Origin of the sequence: Psychrobacter sp. S1-30-MNA-CIBAN-0213 (genome assembly GCF_040309845.1) — a bacterium.
Taxonomy (GTDB): Bacteria; Pseudomonadota; Gammaproteobacteria; order Pseudomonadales; family Moraxellaceae; genus Psychrobacter.
The window spans coordinates 110,595-129,698 of record NZ_JBEOPE010000005.1; the positions used below are offsets into that span (position 1 = coordinate 110,595).

16 protein-coding genes are annotated in these 19,104 nt (G+C 40.4%); 9 read left to right on the plus strand and 7 right to left on the minus strand.

Annotation, left to right across the window (positions count from 1 at the left end; all coding sequences use genetic code 11):
* Positions 1–125: 125 nt before the first annotated feature.
* Together AAEY87_RS06980 and AAEY87_RS06985 are read right to left on the minus strand one after the other, a co-directional pair.
* Entirely contained in the window at positions 126–2,000 is a 1,875-nt protein-coding gene (locus AAEY87_RS06980; protein WP_350656526.1) for a SurA N-terminal domain-containing protein, read from the minus strand.
* Positions 2,001–2,309: 309 nt separating this feature from the next.
* On the minus strand, positions 2,310–2,582 hold the full coding sequence (locus AAEY87_RS06985) for an HU family DNA-binding protein (RefSeq protein ID WP_025653024.1): 273 nt from the start codon (positions 2,580–2,582) through the stop codon (positions 2,310–2,312).
* Positions 2,583–3,280: 698 nt separating this feature from the next.
* Here AAEY87_RS06985 and AAEY87_RS06990 point away from each other — a divergent pair.
* The 8 genes from AAEY87_RS06990 (at position 3,281) to fdx (ending at position 10,532) form a co-directional block, all read left to right on the plus strand.
* Positions 3,281–3,925, plus strand: a complete 645-nt coding sequence (locus tag AAEY87_RS06990) for a hypothetical protein (protein WP_350656528.1) — start codon at positions 3,281–3,283, stop codon at positions 3,923–3,925.
* A gap of 393 nt (positions 3,926–4,318) precedes the next feature.
* Complete coding sequence (locus AAEY87_RS06995) at positions 4,319–4,828, plus strand: Rrf2 family transcriptional regulator (protein ID WP_068036260.1); 510 nt, start codon at positions 4,319–4,321, stop codon at positions 4,826–4,828.
* On the plus strand, positions 4,825–6,051 hold the full coding sequence (locus AAEY87_RS07000; protein WP_068036263.1) for an IscS subfamily cysteine desulfurase: 1,227 nt from the start codon (positions 4,825–4,827) through the stop codon (positions 6,049–6,051). The genes AAEY87_RS06995 and AAEY87_RS07000 overlap by 4 nt, the downstream gene beginning before the upstream one ends.
* Before the next feature lie 163 nt (positions 6,052–6,214).
* Complete coding sequence (gene iscU, locus AAEY87_RS07005) at positions 6,215–6,625, plus strand: Fe-S cluster assembly scaffold IscU (protein ID WP_350656530.1); 411 nt, start codon at positions 6,215–6,217, stop codon at positions 6,623–6,625.
* Between the two features lie 295 nt (positions 6,626–6,920).
* A complete protein-coding gene (iscA, locus tag AAEY87_RS07010; protein WP_025653020.1) occupies positions 6,921–7,241 on the plus strand; it encodes an iron-sulfur cluster assembly protein IscA in 321 nt (106 codons plus the stop codon).
* A 130-nt stretch (positions 7,242–7,371) separates the two neighbouring features.
* Positions 7,372–7,953: a Fe-S protein assembly co-chaperone HscB gene (gene hscB / locus AAEY87_RS07015; protein ID WP_068036267.1), complete on the plus strand. Its 582-nt coding sequence runs from the start codon at positions 7,372–7,374 to the stop codon at positions 7,951–7,953.
* A gap of 250 nt (positions 7,954–8,203) precedes the next feature.
* Positions 8,204–10,084, plus strand: coding sequence for a Fe-S protein assembly chaperone HscA (gene hscA / locus AAEY87_RS07020; protein WP_350656531.1), 1,881 nt, complete (start codon positions 8,204–8,206; stop codon positions 10,082–10,084).
* 109 nt (positions 10,085–10,193) lie between these two features.
* Entirely contained in the window at positions 10,194–10,532 is a 339-nt protein-coding gene (gene fdx, locus AAEY87_RS07025; RefSeq protein WP_350656532.1) for an ISC system 2Fe-2S type ferredoxin, read from the plus strand.
* 131 nt (positions 10,533–10,663) lie between these two features.
* Here the strand turns inward: fdx and AAEY87_RS07030 are convergent, their stop codons facing one another.
* From AAEY87_RS07030 to AAEY87_RS07050, 5 genes are all read right to left on the minus strand, one after another.
* Positions 10,664–12,064, minus strand: coding sequence for an adenylate/guanylate cyclase domain-containing protein (locus AAEY87_RS07030; RefSeq protein ID WP_350656533.1), 1,401 nt, complete (start codon positions 12,062–12,064; stop codon positions 10,664–10,666).
* 324 nt (positions 12,065–12,388) lie between these two features.
* Positions 12,389–12,820 carry an HIT domain-containing protein gene (locus AAEY87_RS07035; protein WP_068036275.1) on the minus strand — a complete coding sequence of 144 codons (432 nt, stop codon included), beginning with the start codon at positions 12,818–12,820 and terminating at the stop codon, positions 12,389–12,391.
* A gap of 148 nt (positions 12,821–12,968) precedes the next feature.
* A complete protein-coding gene (gene mfd / locus AAEY87_RS07040; protein WP_350656534.1) occupies positions 12,969–16,679 on the minus strand; it encodes a transcription-repair coupling factor in 3,711 nt (1,236 codons plus the stop codon).
* Between the two features lie 322 nt (positions 16,680–17,001).
* Positions 17,002–17,517, minus strand: a complete 516-nt coding sequence (gene rraA / locus AAEY87_RS07045) for a ribonuclease E activity regulator RraA (protein ID WP_350656597.1) — start codon at positions 17,515–17,517, stop codon at positions 17,002–17,004.
* A 60-nt stretch (positions 17,518–17,577) separates the two neighbouring features.
* On the minus strand, positions 17,578–18,288 hold the full coding sequence (locus AAEY87_RS07050; protein WP_350656535.1) for an NAD-dependent epimerase/dehydratase family protein: 711 nt from the start codon (positions 18,286–18,288) through the stop codon (positions 17,578–17,580).
* Between the two features lie 457 nt (positions 18,289–18,745).
* Between AAEY87_RS07050 and rpsT the strand changes: the two genes are divergently transcribed.
* Entirely contained in the window at positions 18,746–19,012 is a 267-nt protein-coding gene (gene rpsT, locus AAEY87_RS07055) for a 30S ribosomal protein S20 (RefSeq protein ID WP_058369082.1), read from the plus strand.
* Positions 19,013–19,104 lie beyond the last annotated feature (92 nt).

A 19,104-nucleotide genomic window follows, 5' to 3' on the forward strand; every position in this document is an offset into this window, starting at 1 on the left:
TAAAACTATCAAAAATATAGCTCATTAAAAAAGCCACTGTAGCAATACAGTGGCTTTTTTATTCAAGAATTTTTATACATTTTTTTGGTTACTTATTAATAGCTCAACAGAAAGCAATGGCACTATTACTGACCTTGTGCCCCTGCCATGTTAGCTTCGTTAATTTCAACCTTATATACCAGACGTAGATAATCTAAGTAATCTTGCAGCTGATCTTGACCTAAATTATCACGGATAATTGAGGCTGTTTGCGCTTTTTCTAGATCAGACAACTGCGATTGGCGTTCAGTCTCGATACGATCGCCAACCAGCACACTAGCACCTACCTCAGTCTCACTTGCCAGCGCTACAACCCCGTTCTCAGAGGCTTGCTTACTAAATGCTAAACTACGTTCCTTTTCGGTCAGTAACGTTGTTTGACGATTAACCTGACCGAGTGCCTGAAAACCTACTGCTTGCTTATTGATATCAGCCACGGTTTTAATCCCAGCAGCCAACTGCTTAGCATCCTTAAGAGCCATAGCACTGGCTTTTTGCTGACGCAGCCTTTTGGTAATAATTGGAGTTGCAGCTGCCAAGGTAAGAGTTTGAGTTGGACGATAGTTGCTTGGTTGCACCCATGCCGTTCCGCTACCTACTTCAATACCTGCCGTTACTGCTTGATCTTGGATAGTAAACTCATCAAAGGCTTGCTTGATGACAGCAGGTTGCGGCAACACTGACGTATTGTTGTTCTTACGATAATCTTTAATACGTTTTAACGCTACGTTTTCTTGCTGAGCGATATCTTCGATACTAAAACCATCTGCTGCCAAATCATTAATTGCTGTTACTTTATCAGCATAAATTGATTGACGCTTATATTCCTTTGCCTTAGCTGTTAACTCTTCACGCATACTATCTAGGCTTGGTATTTTACTACCATTGTCTTCTGTTACCGTAAATATCTGATAACCGAAATTGGTTTTAATAGGGGCAGTAACGTCACCTACACTTAAGCCTTGCAGCGCTGTTTCAACGGCAGCAGCATCATTACCAAATACTGATGGATTGAAAAGTCCGATATCACCGCCAGTCGCGCCTGATGGATCATCTGACTCTGTTTTGGCCAATGTTGCGAATGATTCACCTTTATCAAGACGAGCTTTGATTTTATCAGCACGCGTCTTAGCATCATTACCAGTAACTAAAATCTGACTTAGCTTACGCTCATCAACCACAGCAAGCCCTTGCTTATAGCCTTCATATTGCTGCTGCAGATCTTCTTCTGTAACTTGATCGACCTTAATCGTCGCAGGGCTTAACTGAATATATGCCAAATCAACCATGGCATCGCTCTTTAGCGTCTCTTTATTAGCATCATAATAAGCTTGGATATCATTTTTGCTAAGCTTAACTTTCTGCTGATAATCTTGCCAATTAAAACGATGTAGCCAAATATTGCGTGATTCTAGCTGTAAATCAATCAGCTGATTCACCGCTTTCATAGGATAGATGGCAGTACCAACGATACTTGCATTGAGCTGATCTAGGCTTAACTGATTACGAAATTCAGCAAACAGTTGGTCTTTAGTCATGCCGCGTTGACGTAAAAAGTTCGAAAACTGATCGTTAGAGAATTCGCCGTTTTCATCTTTAAAAGCGTCCTCTTGACGCAACAGACGATTGATCGTGTCATCAGATACAGTCATACCTAGCTTACCAGCTTGCTGCTCAAGTAAGGTGCGGTCAATCAAACCTTTTAGCACTTGCTCATGTAACACATCTTCATTTAATAAGCTTGCGTCATCAATTTGGTCTAAAATCTCAGAGCGTCGATTGTTTACTGCATTTTGATACTCTGACAAACCCACACTTGCCTCACCTACTTGGGCTATTTGATTGGGATCAACATTGCCCTGAAAGTAGCTCTCGATACCTAATAAAGCGAGTGGCGATAGGCATAGAATCAATAAAATGCGACCAGGCCAGCTTTTCAAAAAATCGCGCAATTTATCCATAGTTATTTCTACTTTTTAACCTATATTGATGAAGAACCATTGCAACGATGTCAGCGATATGTGGACAGACAATGGCATGATAAATGATGTCAATGTTATTTGATGCTTGTAAAAACCGTAACTTGATAAAGCAATAGCGTTACGCGCGCCCTATGATACGTGAATTTTAGTCTAGACTCAAAATATTCCAAGCATCTGCTATACAAATTTTAGCGATAAAAAAAGCACCTCTATATAAAGGTGCTTTTTATTGCTTGTTTTACTGTTTAAAGTTAAACAGTAAACTTATACTAACAAGCTAAGATTGGCTTAGTTTAAGCGCTCTTTTAAGTTTTTACCGGCTTTAAAGCTTGGTACTTTACTTGCAGGGATACTTAGCTCTTCACCTGTTTTAGGATTACGGCCAGTGCGTGCTTTACGGTCTTTTACGCTAAACGTACCAAAACCAACTAATGAGATACTTTCACCAGCTTCTAGAGCTTCACCAACGCTTTCCATAACGGCGTTCAATGCATCACCAGCTTGGGTTTTGTTTAGGCCGCTTTTGTCTGCAATGCTATCAATTAATTCTGACTTATTCATACAATTTCCTTCAAGTTTAAGGGCTGAAATAAACGCTAACGTCAGGCATTGTATCGCTCTCATACGATTTAAGCAATAAAAACCACTTTTGACGCTTTTATTTACGGGTTGCGCGTTGTTAACGTCTTTATATCAAGGCAACATAAGGAGCGCAAGCGATTTTACATTTTTTTGCCTGCGAAACTACGTATTTGACACCTAACGTTACGCAAATCACCTGTAACTTGTCATTTGTCCCACAGATACTGCTCAAAAACATCGCATAATGCATATTAGTCTTTTAGGTCGCCAAGATGTATTTTACGTCAGAGAACGTATAGTTTATTTAAAAAAACCATTAATTTTAGCGAAATCACTGATTTTTCAATCAAAATTAGCGATTAAAGTCTATATTATGAAGAGACAATTGATAATATCTTTTTACTAGCCAGTGTTCGCTACTTCAGCTGGCTTTGTTCATATTTGTAGTACAGTAGAGCTTTGACTTACAAAAACTCTAGGTATAGAAAACGGGCTTTATCGCAATAATTTTCTAACTGACATAGGTATACGTTACTTTTTATGATGAAAACGTTATGATAGCCATCACATAATATGCTATAAAAACCAAATTATAATTAATGTTGTATTTGCAGTTATTCACTGCTTCTCATATTTTATGTTTACTTTTAATTTGCCCAATAAAATGGATTACTTACATGAAGCGTTCTACGTTGTCTCACTCTCTTCTCAACATTATCCTAGTGTTCACTGAGTCAGCATTGACCTTGCTGTTACGCTTAGATCCTGAGCTACGTAAAGCCGCTTACCCGCTTGCTAAACAGGGCACTGTTATCTGTCTACGCTTGTATTTGCCTCATGTAGAGATTTTTGCAACTTTTAGCTATAAAGGTGTGTTACTGGATGCCAATCTACCTGTTGGTCGTAGTGAGCCTGACGTTATTATTAACGCGTATAGCATTCAAGTTTTGAGTGCTTTAACCTCACACGACAGCGAAACGACTGAAAAACTGCAAATGCGTGGTGAGCTTATTCAGGTTCAACTGGTTAAACAATTTATTACTCAGCTAGGTTTGGGTGGCTTAATTCAAGGGATCCTTAAGAAGTTTAAAGGTGGCAATGCAAAGCAAAAACCTAGCGCTGATGAGTTGGAAGAAAAAAAGAACAACTATAAACTGCGTATTGCAGAACAACAGATTCAAATTAATACGCTGACCATAAAAAATCGCGAATTTGAAACTACAGTGAAAGAGCTACAGAGTAGGCAAAAGACACTTACTATTATCACAATTGCTTCAGTTATTATGGCGATTGTTGCTGTTATCACGTTGCTAATGAACTAACCTTCGGGGTTTACCTTTGTTCTTACAAGAACGCTCAACGAAGTCATCGAACTGTCATTGAGCGTTTTTTTTATCCCTAGCCTTTACCACCACTCATTAGCGCTTTTCCACTTCGTTGCCGCTTTATTTAGCCAATTACTTTTATTAATAGTGGTGATAGGTAAGATTAACCATTCTATGACATTTCAATCTTGACTAAATTACTCAGGATTAAGTATAATGACTTTATCGCAGCACACATCGGGTTAACCATCTGTTGTTTAATAGCGATGACGTTTGACTTAGTATACTTAATATCTGTATTGCACAAATAATCTTGTATGATTTAGAGTACTAAAGATACTAAGCTCGTTATTGAATTTGGCTTATAACTGATTAGCTTGGAGATATTTTATGCGTTTAACTACTCGAGGCAGGTATGCCGTTACCGCGTTATTAGATTTGGCGTTACAGACCAGTCAACAAGACAGTGCTGTATCCTTATCTGATATTGCAAAACGGCAATCGATATCTATCTCATATCTTGAACAGTTATTCTCCAAACTACGTAAACGCGGTTTAGTTACTAGTATTCGTGGTGCTGCAGGCGGTTATCATTTAGCCAAACCCCTAGATGAGATAGATGTAATGAGTATTATATCTGCCGTTGACGAGTCGGTTAATGCCATGCAGTGTGAAGGACGTGGTGACTGCCAAGGTGGTACAATGTGCCTAACCCATGATTTATGGTGTGCACTGTCCAATCATATTGAGCAGTACTTGAAAAATATAACATTGGCGCAATTATTAGATATGGAAAATGTGCAATCAGTATCAGAGCGTCAGCAAAACTCTACTAAAGAGATTTCCATAAAAGACATTAATACTATTACCCTATCGACCAGCGAGGCAAACCCAGCATGAGCCAACATAACAACCTTATATACTTAGATTATGCCGCCACCACGCCAGTTGCTAAATCAGTAGCCGCTAAAATGAGCGAATATCTGACTGTAGACGGCATCTTTGGTAACCCAGCCTCGCGCTCACATGGCTATGGCTGGCAAGCAGAAGAAGCAGTCGAAACTGCTCGTCAGCAAGTTGCTGATGTTATCAATGCTGATCCGCGCGAAATCGTCTTTACTTCAGGTGCGACAGAATCTGACAACCTAGCGATTAAAGGTGCTGCGCATTTTTATCAGTCTCGTGGTAAGCATATTATCACCAGCAAAATCGAGCATAAAGCCGTATTGGACACTTGTCGCGAACTTGAGCAAGAAGGTTTTGAGATTACTTATCTTGAGCCACAACCAAGTACTGGTCTTATTTTGCCAGAGCAAGTTAAAGAAGCGCTACGCGATGACACGATTTTAGTATCATTGATGATGGTAAACAACGAGCTTGGTACAGTTACTGATGTAGCTACTATTGGTGAAATAACCCGTGAAGCTGGTGTTATCTTCCATGTCGATGGCGCACAGTCTGTTGGTAAAGTTCTTATTAACATTCAAGAGATGAAAATCGACTTGATGAGTTTTTCAGGCCATAAAGCATACGGTCCTAAAGGTATCGGTGCCTTGTTCGTCAGTCGTAAGCCACGTGTTCGCCTAAAAGCAGAGCAACATGGCGGTGGTCATGAGCGCGGTATGCGTTCAGGTACACTACCGACGCATCAAATTGTTGGCCTTGGTGCTGCATTTGCCTTAGCCAATGAGCGTTATGAAGAAGATAATGCTCATGCAGCAAAATTGCGTCAGAAACTATGGGACGGTCTACAAGATATCGAAGAGATTTACCTAAATGGTGATCTTGAGCACAGTGTGCCTAATATTGTAAACATCAGCTTTAACTTTGTTGAAGGTGAATCACTCATGATGTCGCTAAAAGACTTAGCCGTCTCATCAGGTTCAGCCTGTACTTCAGCGACACTTGAGCCATCTTACGTATTACGTGCTATCGGTCGCCCAGACGAATTAGCACATAGCTCGATTCGCTTTAGCTTTGGTCGTTATACGACTGAAGAAGATATCGATACTGTTATCAAGCAAATGCATGAAGCGGTTGACAAATTACGTGCCCTATCACCACTTTGGGATATGTATCAAGAAGGTGTTGATTTAGATTCAGTCGAATGGGCTGAGCACTAAAACCAAAAAACGATATGGTTATAGACCATAGCCATTAAACGATTGATCAGACAATTATAAATATAGTTTTTATTAACTAAATGTTTGACCCCAATTATCGATGAGTAGTTAGACATTTAAAGTCAGTAATTGACTACTCATCATCTAACTAGGAGAAAACCCCATGGCCTATAGTGACCAAGTTATTGATCATTACGAAAATCCACGCAACGTCGGCAATCTTGATAAAAATGCCAAAAACGTTGGAACTGGTATGGTTGGTGCCCCAGCTTGTGGCGATGTAATGCGTCTACAAATCCAAGTTGATGATAATGGTATCATTGAAGATGCACGCTTTAAAACTTATGGCTGTGGTTCAGCGATTGCTTCAAGCTCACTTGTTACTGAGTGGCTTAAAGGCAAAAGTCTAGACCAAGCTGGCGAAATCAAAAACAACCATATCGCTGAAGAGCTTGCATTACCACCAGTAAAAGTGCATTGCTCTGTACTTGCAGAAGATGCTATTAAAGCTGCTATCAGTGACTATAAAGGTAAACATGGCGCTGCAGCAGTGACAGAAGAAGCGACTAGCTAAGCCTATTAGCGTGAGTATTGTATTTTTAAGTACACTATCTTAATAGTCATACTTTAGTAGCAGTACATTGAACAGCTACTAATGCTAAAGAGGTGACAATAACGCTTATGTAATTGTCACCTTTTATTTTCTAGCAGTTATTAACCAGAAGTTATTAAAATGTTATTTCGGCAATCTTGCTATCCTAGTTGCCCATTTATACAGAATTTTATTTATATTCATTATTGATAGTTTCTTATTAAACAGTTTTTTATTAAATTAATATCTTTATTATTGATAGTCAATGGGAGTTGGCATGATTGAAATGACAGAACGCGCCGCTCAGCATGTTCGAGATTTTTTGGACAATCGCGGTAAAGGCGAAGGTATTCGAGTTGGTATCCGTACAGCGGGTTGCTCAGGATTAGCTTACGTTTTAGAGTTTGTAGATACGCCTGATGAAAATGACACGCGCTATGAAAGTCGTGACGTCAGTATCTTTATTGATCCTAAAAGTTTGGTGTATTTAGATGGCTTGTTGATGGATTACGAAAAAGAAGGTTTAAACGAAGGCTTTAAGTTTACTAACCCGAATCAGAAAGGTGAATGTGGTTGCGGTGAATCCTTTACAGTCTAAGGTCTCAACGCTTGTGAGTTTAATAGTAGACAGTAGTGAGCGATTAACTCAGTATTACGAACCAATCCGTAAAAAAGTCCTCAACTAGACAAAGTTTTGAAAAAACAAATAAAAATGCAAGGCGTATGATATGACAGACATTACAGCAGAAGCACAGTTTAATAACTTCTTTGCTCTATTTGAGCAGCCTGTACAATTTGAAGTCAATCAAGACAGTCTCGATCAGCGTCTACGTCTGCTACAAAAACGTTATCACCCTGATAATGTCGCAAAAAACTTGTCAGATACGGCACAAGCGCAACAGCAGTCTGAGCAAGCTTCAGCGTTGATTAATCAAGCTTATCAAACGCTAAGTACGCCTGATAGTCGTGCTAGCTATTTGTTAGATATGGCAGATCAAGCACAAAATCTAGAGCATTCAATCGCAGACTTAGACTTCTTAGAAGATGCTATGCAGATGCGTATTGATTTAGATGAAGCGATTGAAGATAAAGATCTTGCGACCCTACAGCAACTACATCCGCAGATTACGCAGCGTCTCGCTAAACAGTCTGAGCGTTTTAGCACTGCATACCAAAGTCAAGACTGGCAAACGGCGATCGATGCGACGCAAAAGCTGAAGTTCTTAGTAAAGCTAAATGCTGACGTTACTACTGGTCTTGATGAAGTAGTAACTGCTGAACATTCAGATGACGATGATTTATACGTTTAAATAGCCGATTTATAAGCTTTATGACTTATTTTATTTATAAGTGCTTTTAACATATGAACCTCATTTAAAAGCAGTATTCCAAAATGATAGTTAAAATAGTACCAACGATACCGTATAATCTCTTATTTTAAGCACTCTTAACCGCCACCCTCCTCTAATTTGAAAGCGGGATTGCAGCGGTTAAACTATAATAGTGTATATTTTTTTATTTGCTCCATTTCACTTATTCATTTTATCTCTGAGTTATCTTATGTCTTTATTGCAAATTGCCGAACCCAATCAAAGCGCCCAACCTCACCAGCATCGTTTTGGTCTGGGAATCGATCTTGGTACCACGCGCTCATTGGTCGCTGTGGTACGCTCAGGCAAGGCGCAAGTCTTAGAAGCAGGCGCAGCTAATGACACTTTACTACCTTCTGTCGTCTACTATCCAAGCACAGGCAACCCATTAGTCGGCTATGATGCCCTAGCACACTTAGCGGATGATCCAAAAAATACAATCGTCTCGGCTAAGCGCTTTATGGGTCGTAGCCAAGCTGATATCAAATTCTCCCACCCTTATGAATTGAGTGGCAATAAAGACGATATGCCTGCATTCGTTACTGCTCAGGGTGAAGTATCTCCTGTGGAAGTGTCAGCGCGGATATTGGCAACGCTTGAGCAACGCGCCACCACTGCATTACCTGCAGACAGTATTGAAGGTGCGGTAATTACCGTTCCTGCTTACTTTGATGAAGCTCAGCGTCAAGCGACTAAAGATGCGGCGCAAGCGGCTGGTATCAATGTACTGCGTCTATTAAATGAGCCGACCGCGGCTGCAGTCGCCTATGGTCTCGATCAGCCTACGCAAGATGGTGATAAAGAGAGCTATTATTTAATTTACGATCTGGGTGGTGGTACTTTTGATGTTTCTATCTTAAAGCTAAATGATGGCGTCTTCGAAGTATTGGCAACTGGTGGTAATAGTGCATTAGGTGGTGATGATATTGACCGTCTAATGACTAATTGGCTTATCAAGCAGTTAAACATCGATCCTAAAGATGTGAGTCGTCATGATAAGTCGATACTGGCACAACAAGCCAAAGCTTATAAACAAGCACTAACTGATGCTGAACAAGTCGATATCGACATTACTGTTAATGAGCAGTCTTATAAAGGCGTGTTACGCCGTGAAGACTTGCTGGCTATTGCAGAGCCCGTTAGCCGCCGCACGATAAGTGTCTGTGAACAAGTACTGCGTGATGCCAAGCTATCTACTTCGGACTTAGATGAAGTTATCTTAGTCGGTGGCTCTACCCGTATGCCTGCTGTACAGCAAGTAGTGACTGAGTTTTTTGCTAAAGAGCCGCTTTGCCGTCTAAACCCAGATGAAGTGGTGGCTTTAGGTGCTGCCCAAACCGCACATCAATTGGTCAACGGTGATAGTGACAATAACTTATTACTGTTAGACGTAACGCCGTTATCGCTCGGTCTTGAGACCATGGGTGGTCTGGTTGAGGTACTGATTCCACGCAATACGCCTATTCCTGTCAAAAAACGCCAAGTGTTTACCACCTATCAAGATGGTCAAACAGGCATGGTGATTCATGTGGTACAGGGCGAGCGCGAAACAGTTGATAACTGTCGTTCACTAGGACGCTTTGAGCTATACGGTATTCCACCAATGAAAGCTGGATTTGCACGTATTGAGGTAACCTTTAGTATTGATGCCAACGGACAGCTAACAGTCAGTGCTCAAGAAACCACTACCAAGACAGAAAGTAAGATTGAGATTGTACCTTCTTATGGACTATCAGATGAGCAAAAAGAGCAGCTACTAGTGGCAGGATTTAAATACGCGGAAGCAGATAAAAATGCGCGCTCTTTAATTGAGACCAAAGTAGAAGCTGAGCGTGAAGTGCTTGCTTTACAATCTGCGCTCAAAGAATTCGCAGCCCTACTGACAACTGATGAACAGCAATCATTAGCTGAGCAAATACAAGCACTACAAACAACACTTAGTACAGATGACTTGCCACTTATTGAGGCACAGCAAGCAAAGCTCAAGCCACATAGTGATTCCTTTGCTGCTCGTATTATGAATCAAAGCGTTAAAGCCAGCATGGCAGGTACTAGTGCCAAAGATTGGTAGTAGATACGTTTAATAATACATACGCCTGAAAATATAGATTAGCGACTGTACTAAGCTGACCTCTTATATCTTTCATTTTTTTAATTGATTAGCATTGGAAAGACAATTTATGCCAAAGATTACCGTACTACCGCATCATGAAATTTGCCCTGAAGGCACTGAAGTCGAATTAGAAGCTGGCAGCAATTTATGCAAAGCGCTATTGGAAAAAGGCATTAAGATTGAGCATGCTTGTGAGATGTCAAAAGCCTGCACCACCTGTCATGTGGTAGTCCGTAAAGGCTTTACCAGCTTAGATGAGATGGATGATATCGAAGCCGATTTACTTGATCGTGCTTGGGGATTAGAGCCTGACTCACGCCTATCTTGTCAGGTTATGCTTGAAGATGAAGACTTAACCATTGAGATACCTAAATATACGCTCAACCATGCAAAAGAAAATCATTAAGCGCTACGCTATCAGCAAGTACTATTTTCTGCAATAAAAAGCCAGCTATTACACTGTAATAGCTGGCTTTTTATTTGTTTTAGATTCAAATTCCCTTTACTTATAAGGTTTTTAAATTAATGTTTACTACTCTATTTACCCTTTCCCTCTTTATCAGGAGTCATTATCTTTTCTTCTTTTTCGATACGTTCAAGGGCAAAATTTAATTTGTTTTTAATCTCTTTGTAGTCGTAATTTTGCATATCTTTGAAGTTTAGATGTAAGTTAAAACCTGGTAGCGTATGGTCTACCCACTTAGATAAGCGGCCTTTATTAGCATCAGGGTCTAAAACCTGCCACGCATTGATGCTACTATCGAAACCTTTTAGTTGATAAGTGCCAGCGTATTCGCATTCATAATCATGGCAAACATAATCATAAGTTCTTTGACTAATAAGAATATCTCCCTTTCCTGCTATCGACTCAAGACGAGATGCAAGGTTAGCCTCTTTACCAATAATGGTATAACTCATGCGATTATTACTACCAAAATTCCCCACATGACAGTAACCAGTAGTAATACCAATACGCACATATAGACCTTCAAAGCCCATCAAGCGCCATTCCTGTCGCAAACTACGCATTTCACGGCGCATATCAATTGCCATAGCCACGCAGTCCAATGCATCTTGCCGTGTCCCTCGACTATTAGGCTCACCAAAGAAACATACCATGCCATCACCAACAAACTTATCCAGCATCGCACCGTGTCTGTTAGCAATGATAGTCATACATTTCATATAAGTATTTAAAATATCAGCTAAGTTGTCAGAGCTTAAGCTATCAGACAGCTCAGTAAACCCAGCAATGTCCGAAAACATAATAGTCAGCTTGGCGCGTTTGTTGTTCACATGTACGACACTATCTGATTTTACAATCGGTTGCCAAACTTGTGGAGGTATAAAACGGGTCAATTTACTGATGACTGATACCATCGTATTCAGTCGCCCTTTCGCTTGCTTTGCAGTTTTTTTATGATTTAAGTATTTATGATATACGTTCCAGAATTGCCAGAATATAGTAACAATGCTAGCTAGCAATATGGTCGGTGATAATAAACCTTCATTGCAATCCATCACCTCACGACTTAAAGTAATACTGACGTAATAGAACATCATGGCCGTAATGGCAGATATCATAATCAGTTTAAGTCGATTCTCAGGATCACTTAAGATAATTCGAATGCCAATCAATAGAGCAAGACTGAGCGATAATACTATGCAGAACTGCATACTTCCAATGACTGTTGATAATAGCACTACGACAATATTAGAAGTCCAAAAGCTTGGCTGATGCTGATAGTTATAGATTAGAATCATCAGACTTGGCAGGCATACGATAGCTAATAGCGCCATCGAGGTAGAATCAAATTCAAAATGTACAGCGACAAGTACGACAGTGAGTAGCAAGACCAATATTTCTGGATAGTCAAAACGAGAGACTTCGTTATTCTCTGATGAAGTCGGTGATTTTAATCTAACAGAAAAAGACATACTTGATGTTCACTTAGGTTAAAGGAAGTGAAAAACATGAGCAATTTAGACTCAGAATTCATTTTTAGTTAGTAAAATAATAGGAGATATAATTACATATATTATAAGGATATAACCCAATATAATATATGTAATTAATAACTAAAAAGACACTATCTATCTTCAATTGCTCTACAATTTTAGCAATATCGATAAATAGTGTCTAAAATATAACAACGTACAATAGAAATCATATAATAACGTATAACAGAAATGAATGGCAAAAGGTAAGTAGCATGAAACTGAACCATCTAATAACCAAAATATTCAACCGTTAAGTATCAATTACATTTGCCAATCGAACGGCATCTGATGATGTCCTCGCAATGCAATCATTAAAGTCTGTTGCATTTGAGCCAATACTTCTTTTGTGTACGGTATTGCAGGCACACCCCATACTGGATTTGGCCACTGCATATCGTTTTGGTAGCGTACTATGTGATGAAAATGCAACTGTGGTACTTGGTTGCCAAGTGCCGCGACATTCATCTTATCGGCTTGGAACGTTTTAGCAAGTTGGCTTGATAACCAACTTGATTCACGTAAAAACTGCGTTTGATCCGACTCAGATAATTCATACAATTCTTTGATACCTGACACACGAGGCACCAAAATCAGCCAAGGAAACTGACAGTCATTAATCAAACGACATGTCGATAGTGGAAAATCACCCACTAAAAAACTATCGGCAGCAAGCTTAGGATGTAGTTGGAACATAATGACGGCTTCTCTTGTTATAAAACATCAATGAAATAAGTTAATAAATATAATGGCGCTATTTTATCAGTTATCTACTGGATAAAATAGCGCCATTACCTATTCCCTTTATACGACTTATCTAGTATCCAATTGTCGTCAAATTAATCTATGCAGGTTCGGCTACCATATGCTCGCTAAAATAGCGTAACAGCTCTTGGATAACCGTTACTCGCTGTTGCGGTGTTTCAAGTTTATCCGCATCACTATAACGAATACCTGACGCGCCATTCATGCGATAACGCTGACCATCAGATTGAATCAGTTTAATGATTGCTAACGCATCAACAGGGGTATCTGGTGCAAACTCCAGCGTCATACTATTACTATTGGCATCAATTTTATTAATCTTCAATGGCTCTGCCTGTAAGCGCAGACCATGAATAGCGAATAGATGCTTGGTTTGGTCTGGTAGTATACCAAAGCGATCAATCATTTCAGTGCGAATATCAATCAGGATTTCTTTATCATCGGCATTACTGATCCGTTTATAAAACAACAAGCGCTGATGCACATCGTGTAGATACTCTTCAGGTATCAAAGCTGAGCTATGCAAATTAATCTCGCTAGTCAGCGATAACGGTGTATTTAAATCCGGCTCTTTACCCGCTTTGATAGCTTTAGTAGCACGCTCTAACATATCCATATATAAGCTAAATCCAATAGCCTGCATATTGCCACTTTGCTGTTTACCCAATATCTCACCTGCACCGCGAATCTCTAAATCCTCACTTGCCAGCATAAAGCCTGCACCCAGCGTATTAGCACGTTCGATAGCATGTAATCGGCGCTTAGCATCGCCTTTGAGACCTTTAATTGACGGTACTAGTAGATAACAATACGCTTGATGATGACTACGACCGACACGGCCACGCAACTGATGCAGCTGAGCCAAACCAAATTTATCAGCACGCTCAATAATAATGGTGTTGGCATTAGGTACATCGATACCGGTTTCGATAATAGTCGTACAGATTAAAACATTGAATTTTTTATGGTAATACTGCTGCATAATTTGTTCAAGTTGACGTTCTTGCATCTGTCCATGAGCCACACCTACTCGCGCTTCTGGTACCAGCTCACGTATAGTCTCTGCCATACGCTCAATACTAGCAACATCATTATGCAATAAATATACCTGCCCGCCGCGTAGCAACTCACGCAAAATAGCCTCTTTCATTAAAGCTTCTGTCTTTTGCATCACAAAGGTTTTAATGGCCAAACGACGTGCAGGTGGGGTGGCAATAATCGACATATCACGCATTCCAGAGAGCGCCATGTTGAGCGTTCTAGGTATCGGTGTTGCTGTCATAGACATACTGTCTACATCGGTCTGGATAGCCTTGATACGCTCCTTATGACGCACGCCAAAGCGATGCTCTTCATCGACTATCATTAATCCTAAATTAGTAAACTTAACATCAGGCTGTAGCAGCTTATGCGTACCTATCACAATATCAACTTTACCAGCAGCTAAATCCGCCAGTACTGTATCTTGATGTTTTTTACCACCAAAACGCGATAAGGTTTCGACACGTACTGGCCAATCAGCGAAGCGGTCGCGGAAGTTGTCTTCGTGTTGTCCCGCTAGCAAAGTAGTCGGTACCAATACCGCAACTTGGTAACCAGCACTGACCGCAATGAAGGCCGCACGCATGGCAACTTCTGTTTTACCAAAGCCTACATCACCGCAAATGAGTCGATCCATCGGCTGGTTTTGCTTCATATCTTCCATGACAGCATGGATGGCATTAGCCTGATCTGGCGTTTCTTCAAAGGCAAATTGACTAGCGAACAGCTCATACTGCGAGATGTCTATTTTGAAATGAATACCGACTTTAGCTTCTCGTCTTGCCTGCATATTGAGCAATTCAGCAGCAACATCATGTATTTGTTGTAATGCTTTTTGCTTAGCTTTATCCCATTTACCACTACCAATCTTGTGCAAAGGCGCAAGCGCAGGATCACCGCCACTATAGCGACTAATCATTTGTAAATTAGCGACAGGCACATAAATACTGGCATCATCGGCGTATTTCAGATGAATAAACTCTTGCTCACCCTCACCCACATCTAGAATAATTAAACCGTTATAACGACCAATACCATGTTCGATATGAACAATTGGACTGCCTTGAGTCATCTCAGTGACACTTTTAACCAGAAACTCTTCTGATACGCCACTTTGCCGACGACGACGCGTTTGCAGTACTTGCCTACCAAACAGCTGAGTCTCACTAATCAGTACCAAACGTTCGGGAACGTAGACTCCACGTTCGATCGGTGCCACTGTCAGACCAACATATGGTTTATTACTCGAATTGGCTGCGCTTGTCCTATCTGCTGCTAAAAATTCTTTAAAGCTATCATAGGCTTTGACATCAATTTTACCTTTAAACAGCTCTATGAGAATCTCGCGGCGACCTGCAGTTTCGGCAACGATTAATACTGGTGTAGCCGTTTCTGCCTGCAGATGTAAAAAATCCAATAGTTCAGCTAAAGGTTCTGCCTTTTGATGGTTTACTGATAGCTGCGGCGGTACTTGAGCGCTAAGTGTCACCAAGCCTTGCTTATTTTGCATCGGAGCAGACGCAGATGTTGGCGCTGCTTGCGCATCATCGATAGCGGCCACATCTGTCATAGATGCAAGTTCTTCTCGCGCGCTCAATATTACCCGTGGATACTGGTTTAGATGCTCATTGAGAGTACTAGATAGTAAATATAATAGCTCAGGTGCCACGATAGGCTTGTCAATATCATGACGGCGCTCCTCATAGCGGCGCTGGATTTGCGACCAGTAATCCGCTTGGCGCTCATTGATTAGCTCATCTGTGATGAATAAAGCATCCTCAGGTAAATAAATGAATAAACTACTTTCTTGCTGCCAATCTTTTAGATCAAAAAATAATGGCTGGTAATATTCAAGTCCACTACTTGCAATCCCTGCCATTACATCTTTGTGCAGCTCAAATTTACGGCTACTAGCATTTGGAAACATCTCAGCAAAGTTCATGCGAAAAGTTTCTTTCCCCTCTTCTAAAGGAAACTCTTTTGCTGGTAGGATTTGAAACTTCTGAATAGGTTTAGAGATATCTGGCAGTTTATGCAAAAGCGATAGCGACTCTTGACCCATACTACTGTCATTACCTGACATCATTGCTTTTAGATCATCATTAGTCAGTGTGCGCTGAGTCTGTGGATGAAAAAAACGAATCGTCTCAATCTCATCGTCAAATAAATCTAAACGCAGTGGAAACGGCTGCCCCATCGCAAAGATATCAATAATGCTACCACGTACCGCAAATTCTCCGGGTTCGAATACATTTTCAACCGCGCGGTAACCAGCCTTCGCTAGTAGCTCACGTTGGGTATTAATATCAAATTGATCACCAATGCTTAAATCAAAGTGTTGTCCAATCAGCCAACTGGGCGGTGCAACACGATGCATCAAAGCCTGTACCGATATAAGTAGCACACCTGACGTTGGCATATCCGTCAACAGATTAATCCGCTCGCTAACGATATCCTGATGCGGAGACAGCTCATCATAAGTCAAGGTCTCCCAATCTGGAAACACGTAAGCATCCACACCGCAAAAAGCCAGTTCAGTTTCTATTTGATTGAGCTGATTTTGATCCCGAGCCACAACGACTTTTAGACGATCTGCCATCTCCCATATGGGTGTTTTAACCAAACTGGCCAGCCATAGACTACCGACTGCACCATGAACAGGTGCCAGCCAGCGTCGCTGCGAGTTTTGGATAGGAAATAGCTGATCATTAATGGGAGCAAAAGCGTCGGTTAAAGCAGTGATAGACATAGCAGGTAGGATCAAGTTAAGAGTCTGGGGGTTATTATACGAATATTTTCGCAATTGACCAAAATTAATGCCGTAACGGTTTGTCACTCAGAGTGGAGTAAAAACGGGATCACTCATAGTTAACCTTTAATTTCAGAAATAATATTCTTAAATGAGAAAATCCCAGCTTAGGAGCTGAGATTTTAAGTTGCTTCTTAGGCTCTGGTTTTGACTGTTATTAATTGGCACTTACTTACTTTGTATATATCAATGATAAGAGCCTAAGACACAAAGTGACTGAAAAAGTGACTGAAAAAGTCACTTAAGATGTAATAACTCTTTATCACAGCAGTGATTTATTACTAGCAATAATGCCATTATTATCTGCATAAACAAACATGCCAGAATTTAAAGTCAAGTCACCAAAGCTAATTTCAATATCCGTCTGGCCTTCATCGCGGCGGGTAGATTTACGCGGGATGCAACCTAGCGCCATGACGCCTATCTCCATCTGCGCCATATCATCTACATCACGAACACAGCCATAGACCACTACACCTGCCCAGCCATTATCTATCGCTGACTGTGCAATCATATCTCCAAGCAAAGCACAACGCATAGAACCACCACCATCGACGACTAATACTTTGCCTTCACCATTCTTATCTTTGCCATCACTATTCAATAATGCTTTTACACGGCTGTTATCTTCAAAGCATTTAACAGTCACAATCTCACCGCAGAATTTATCTTTTGCTCCAAAGCTATAAAAAGACTTACCTTCAATATTTGGCAAGCATACTTGCGACTCTGGATTGGCATCCAACAGATCACAGGTTACAAAGTTCTCTTTATTCATTGTTGTTGATTCTGACATAGTTATACACTCCTTGTTGATGACTATCAGTTGTTTTACGATTCACTTTTTTACACGGGTCATCGCCAGCATTTGTTTATTTTCGATGATATCAGTAGCACTAGGCTTTGACTCAGAACGATATTCACTATACTTACGACGTTCATATACATCATGAGCGCTCATTGCCATAGCAATTGCCACGCGCTTGGCTGAAATAGGATGCAACGGTAACGACTCAGAAACTAAAGGTGAGATAATTTGAAAGGCTTTTTGGCTAATGCTCTCAAGTGGACGACCTTTATGCTTACCCAATAATAATGAAGGGCGGAAGATAGCTAATTGCTCAAAGCCTAACGCCATAATCGACTGTTCAGTTTCAGCTTTTACTCGATTATATAAAAATCGACTATCAATATCTGCATTCATGGACGATAACAAAAAGAAGTTCTTAACCCCTTTGTCATGGCATAGTTTGGCAAAATTCACATTGTAGTCATGATCTACTTTTCTAAATGCCTCATCACTACCTGCCTGCTTTTTAGTTGTACCAAGGCAGCTAAATGCATCCGTCGTTCGATCTGCACCAACACTTGCAAAAATTTCGGCTAAGTTATCAAAGTCACTAACTTGATAAAACCTCATGCTAGCGTTGATATACCGTGGCGGACGCCTTGCAATCACTATTAAAGTATCATAGAGCTCGCTAAGCTGTTTGACAAGATGCTGACCTACCAAACCTGTCGCGCCAATTAAAATTGCTTTTTGCTGCATATCCTATCCATTTTTTCATAATCGTAAAGTGTTATAAAAACTATTTATAATCGTCAAGTCGTATCATCTTGATATCATAGCGCAGTATCATAACTAAGTTACCCTATAACTGTCGCTACTATCCATGATTTATTGTAAGAGTTTTTATCAAACGCTTGAATATTAGCCGTTTATTTATTCATATTTCACCTTATAGAAGGTTTAGTATGGCAATACATACAACTTCTTTACGCTTTGATGGTCAAATATATTGTTCTAAGCGCAATAATTTGCTAAGATGTCCGGCTTTACACGTCATAGCTATTTAATTATTCCAAATGGCTTTGACGCTTGCGATGGCTTATATTTGGCATCGACATCATGTTTGGCGAGACGGCTGCTCGTCACCGATGATTGTTAAACCCATTATTGCAATCAACATTCATATTTTTATCTGTCTTTCATAAAGGAGATACGCGTGGCTAATACTGCACAAGCTCGTAAACGCGCCCGTCAAAACACTAAACGTCGCCAGAATTCAGCGTCACAACGCTCTATGGTTCGTACTTATTTAAAGCGTGTTGATGCGGCAATCGAATCTAAAGATTATGACGCAGCTACCGAAGCTTACAAAAAAGCGGTACCTGTTCTTGATCGTATGGCTGACAAAGGCATTATTCATAAGAATAAATCTGCCCGTCGTAAGAGCCGTCTAAACAAAGCTATCAAAGCTCTCCAAGCTTAAGATCAGCTGCGTTAATAACCGGTTATCAAAAAAACCTTGTCCTAGTGGCAAGGTTTTTTTATGTCTATTCAAAATGTAATAGTTAAAACAGT

Bases quoted from the DNA above. Each gene is read 5' to 3' on its own strand.
- AAEY87_RS07035 (WP_068036275.1), bottom strand. From the start codon at position 12,820: ATGTTCCAACTACATCCTAAGCTTGCTGCCGATAGTTTTTTAGTGGGT.
- iscA (WP_025653020.1), top strand. From the start codon at position 6,921: ATGATTGAAATGACAGAACGCGCCGCTCAGCATGTTCGAGATTTTTTG.
- rraA (WP_350656597.1), bottom strand. From the start codon at position 17,517: ATGAATAAAGAGAACTTTGTAACCTGTGATCTGTTGGATGCCAATCCA.
- AAEY87_RS07000 (WP_068036263.1), top strand. From the start codon at position 4,825: ATGAGCCAACATAACAACCTTATATACTTAGATTATGCCGCCACCACG.
- iscU (WP_350656530.1), top strand. From the start codon at position 6,215: ATGGCCTATAGTGACCAAGTTATTGATCATTACGAAAATCCACGCAAC.
- hscB (WP_068036267.1), top strand. From the start codon at position 7,372: ATGACAGACATTACAGCAGAAGCACAGTTTAATAACTTCTTTGCTCTA.
- fdx (WP_350656532.1), top strand. From the start codon at position 10,194: ATGCCAAAGATTACCGTACTACCGCATCATGAAATTTGCCCTGAAGGC.
- AAEY87_RS06995 (WP_068036260.1), top strand. From the start codon at position 4,319: ATGCGTTTAACTACTCGAGGCAGGTATGCCGTTACCGCGTTATTAGAT.
- AAEY87_RS07050 (WP_350656535.1), bottom strand. From the start codon at position 18,288: ATGCAGCAAAAAGCAATTTTAATTGGCGCGACAGGTTTGGTAGGTCAG.
- AAEY87_RS06985 (WP_025653024.1), bottom strand. From the start codon at position 2,582: ATGAATAAGTCAGAATTAATTGATAGCATTGCAGACAAAAGCGGCCTA.
- hscA (WP_350656531.1), top strand. From the start codon at position 8,204: ATGTCTTTATTGCAAATTGCCGAACCCAATCAAAGCGCCCAACCTCAC.
- mfd (WP_350656534.1), bottom strand. From the start codon at position 16,679: ATGTCTATCACTGCTTTAACCGACGCTTTTGCTCCCATTAATGATCAG.
- AAEY87_RS07030 (WP_350656533.1), bottom strand. From the start codon at position 12,064: ATGTCTTTTTCTGTTAGATTAAAATCACCGACTTCATCAGAGAATAAC.
- AAEY87_RS06990 (WP_350656528.1), top strand. From the start codon at position 3,281: ATGAAGCGTTCTACGTTGTCTCACTCTCTTCTCAACATTATCCTAGTG.
- AAEY87_RS06980 (WP_350656526.1), bottom strand. From the start codon at position 2,000: ATGGATAAATTGCGCGATTTTTTGAAAAGCTGGCCTGGTCGCATTTTA.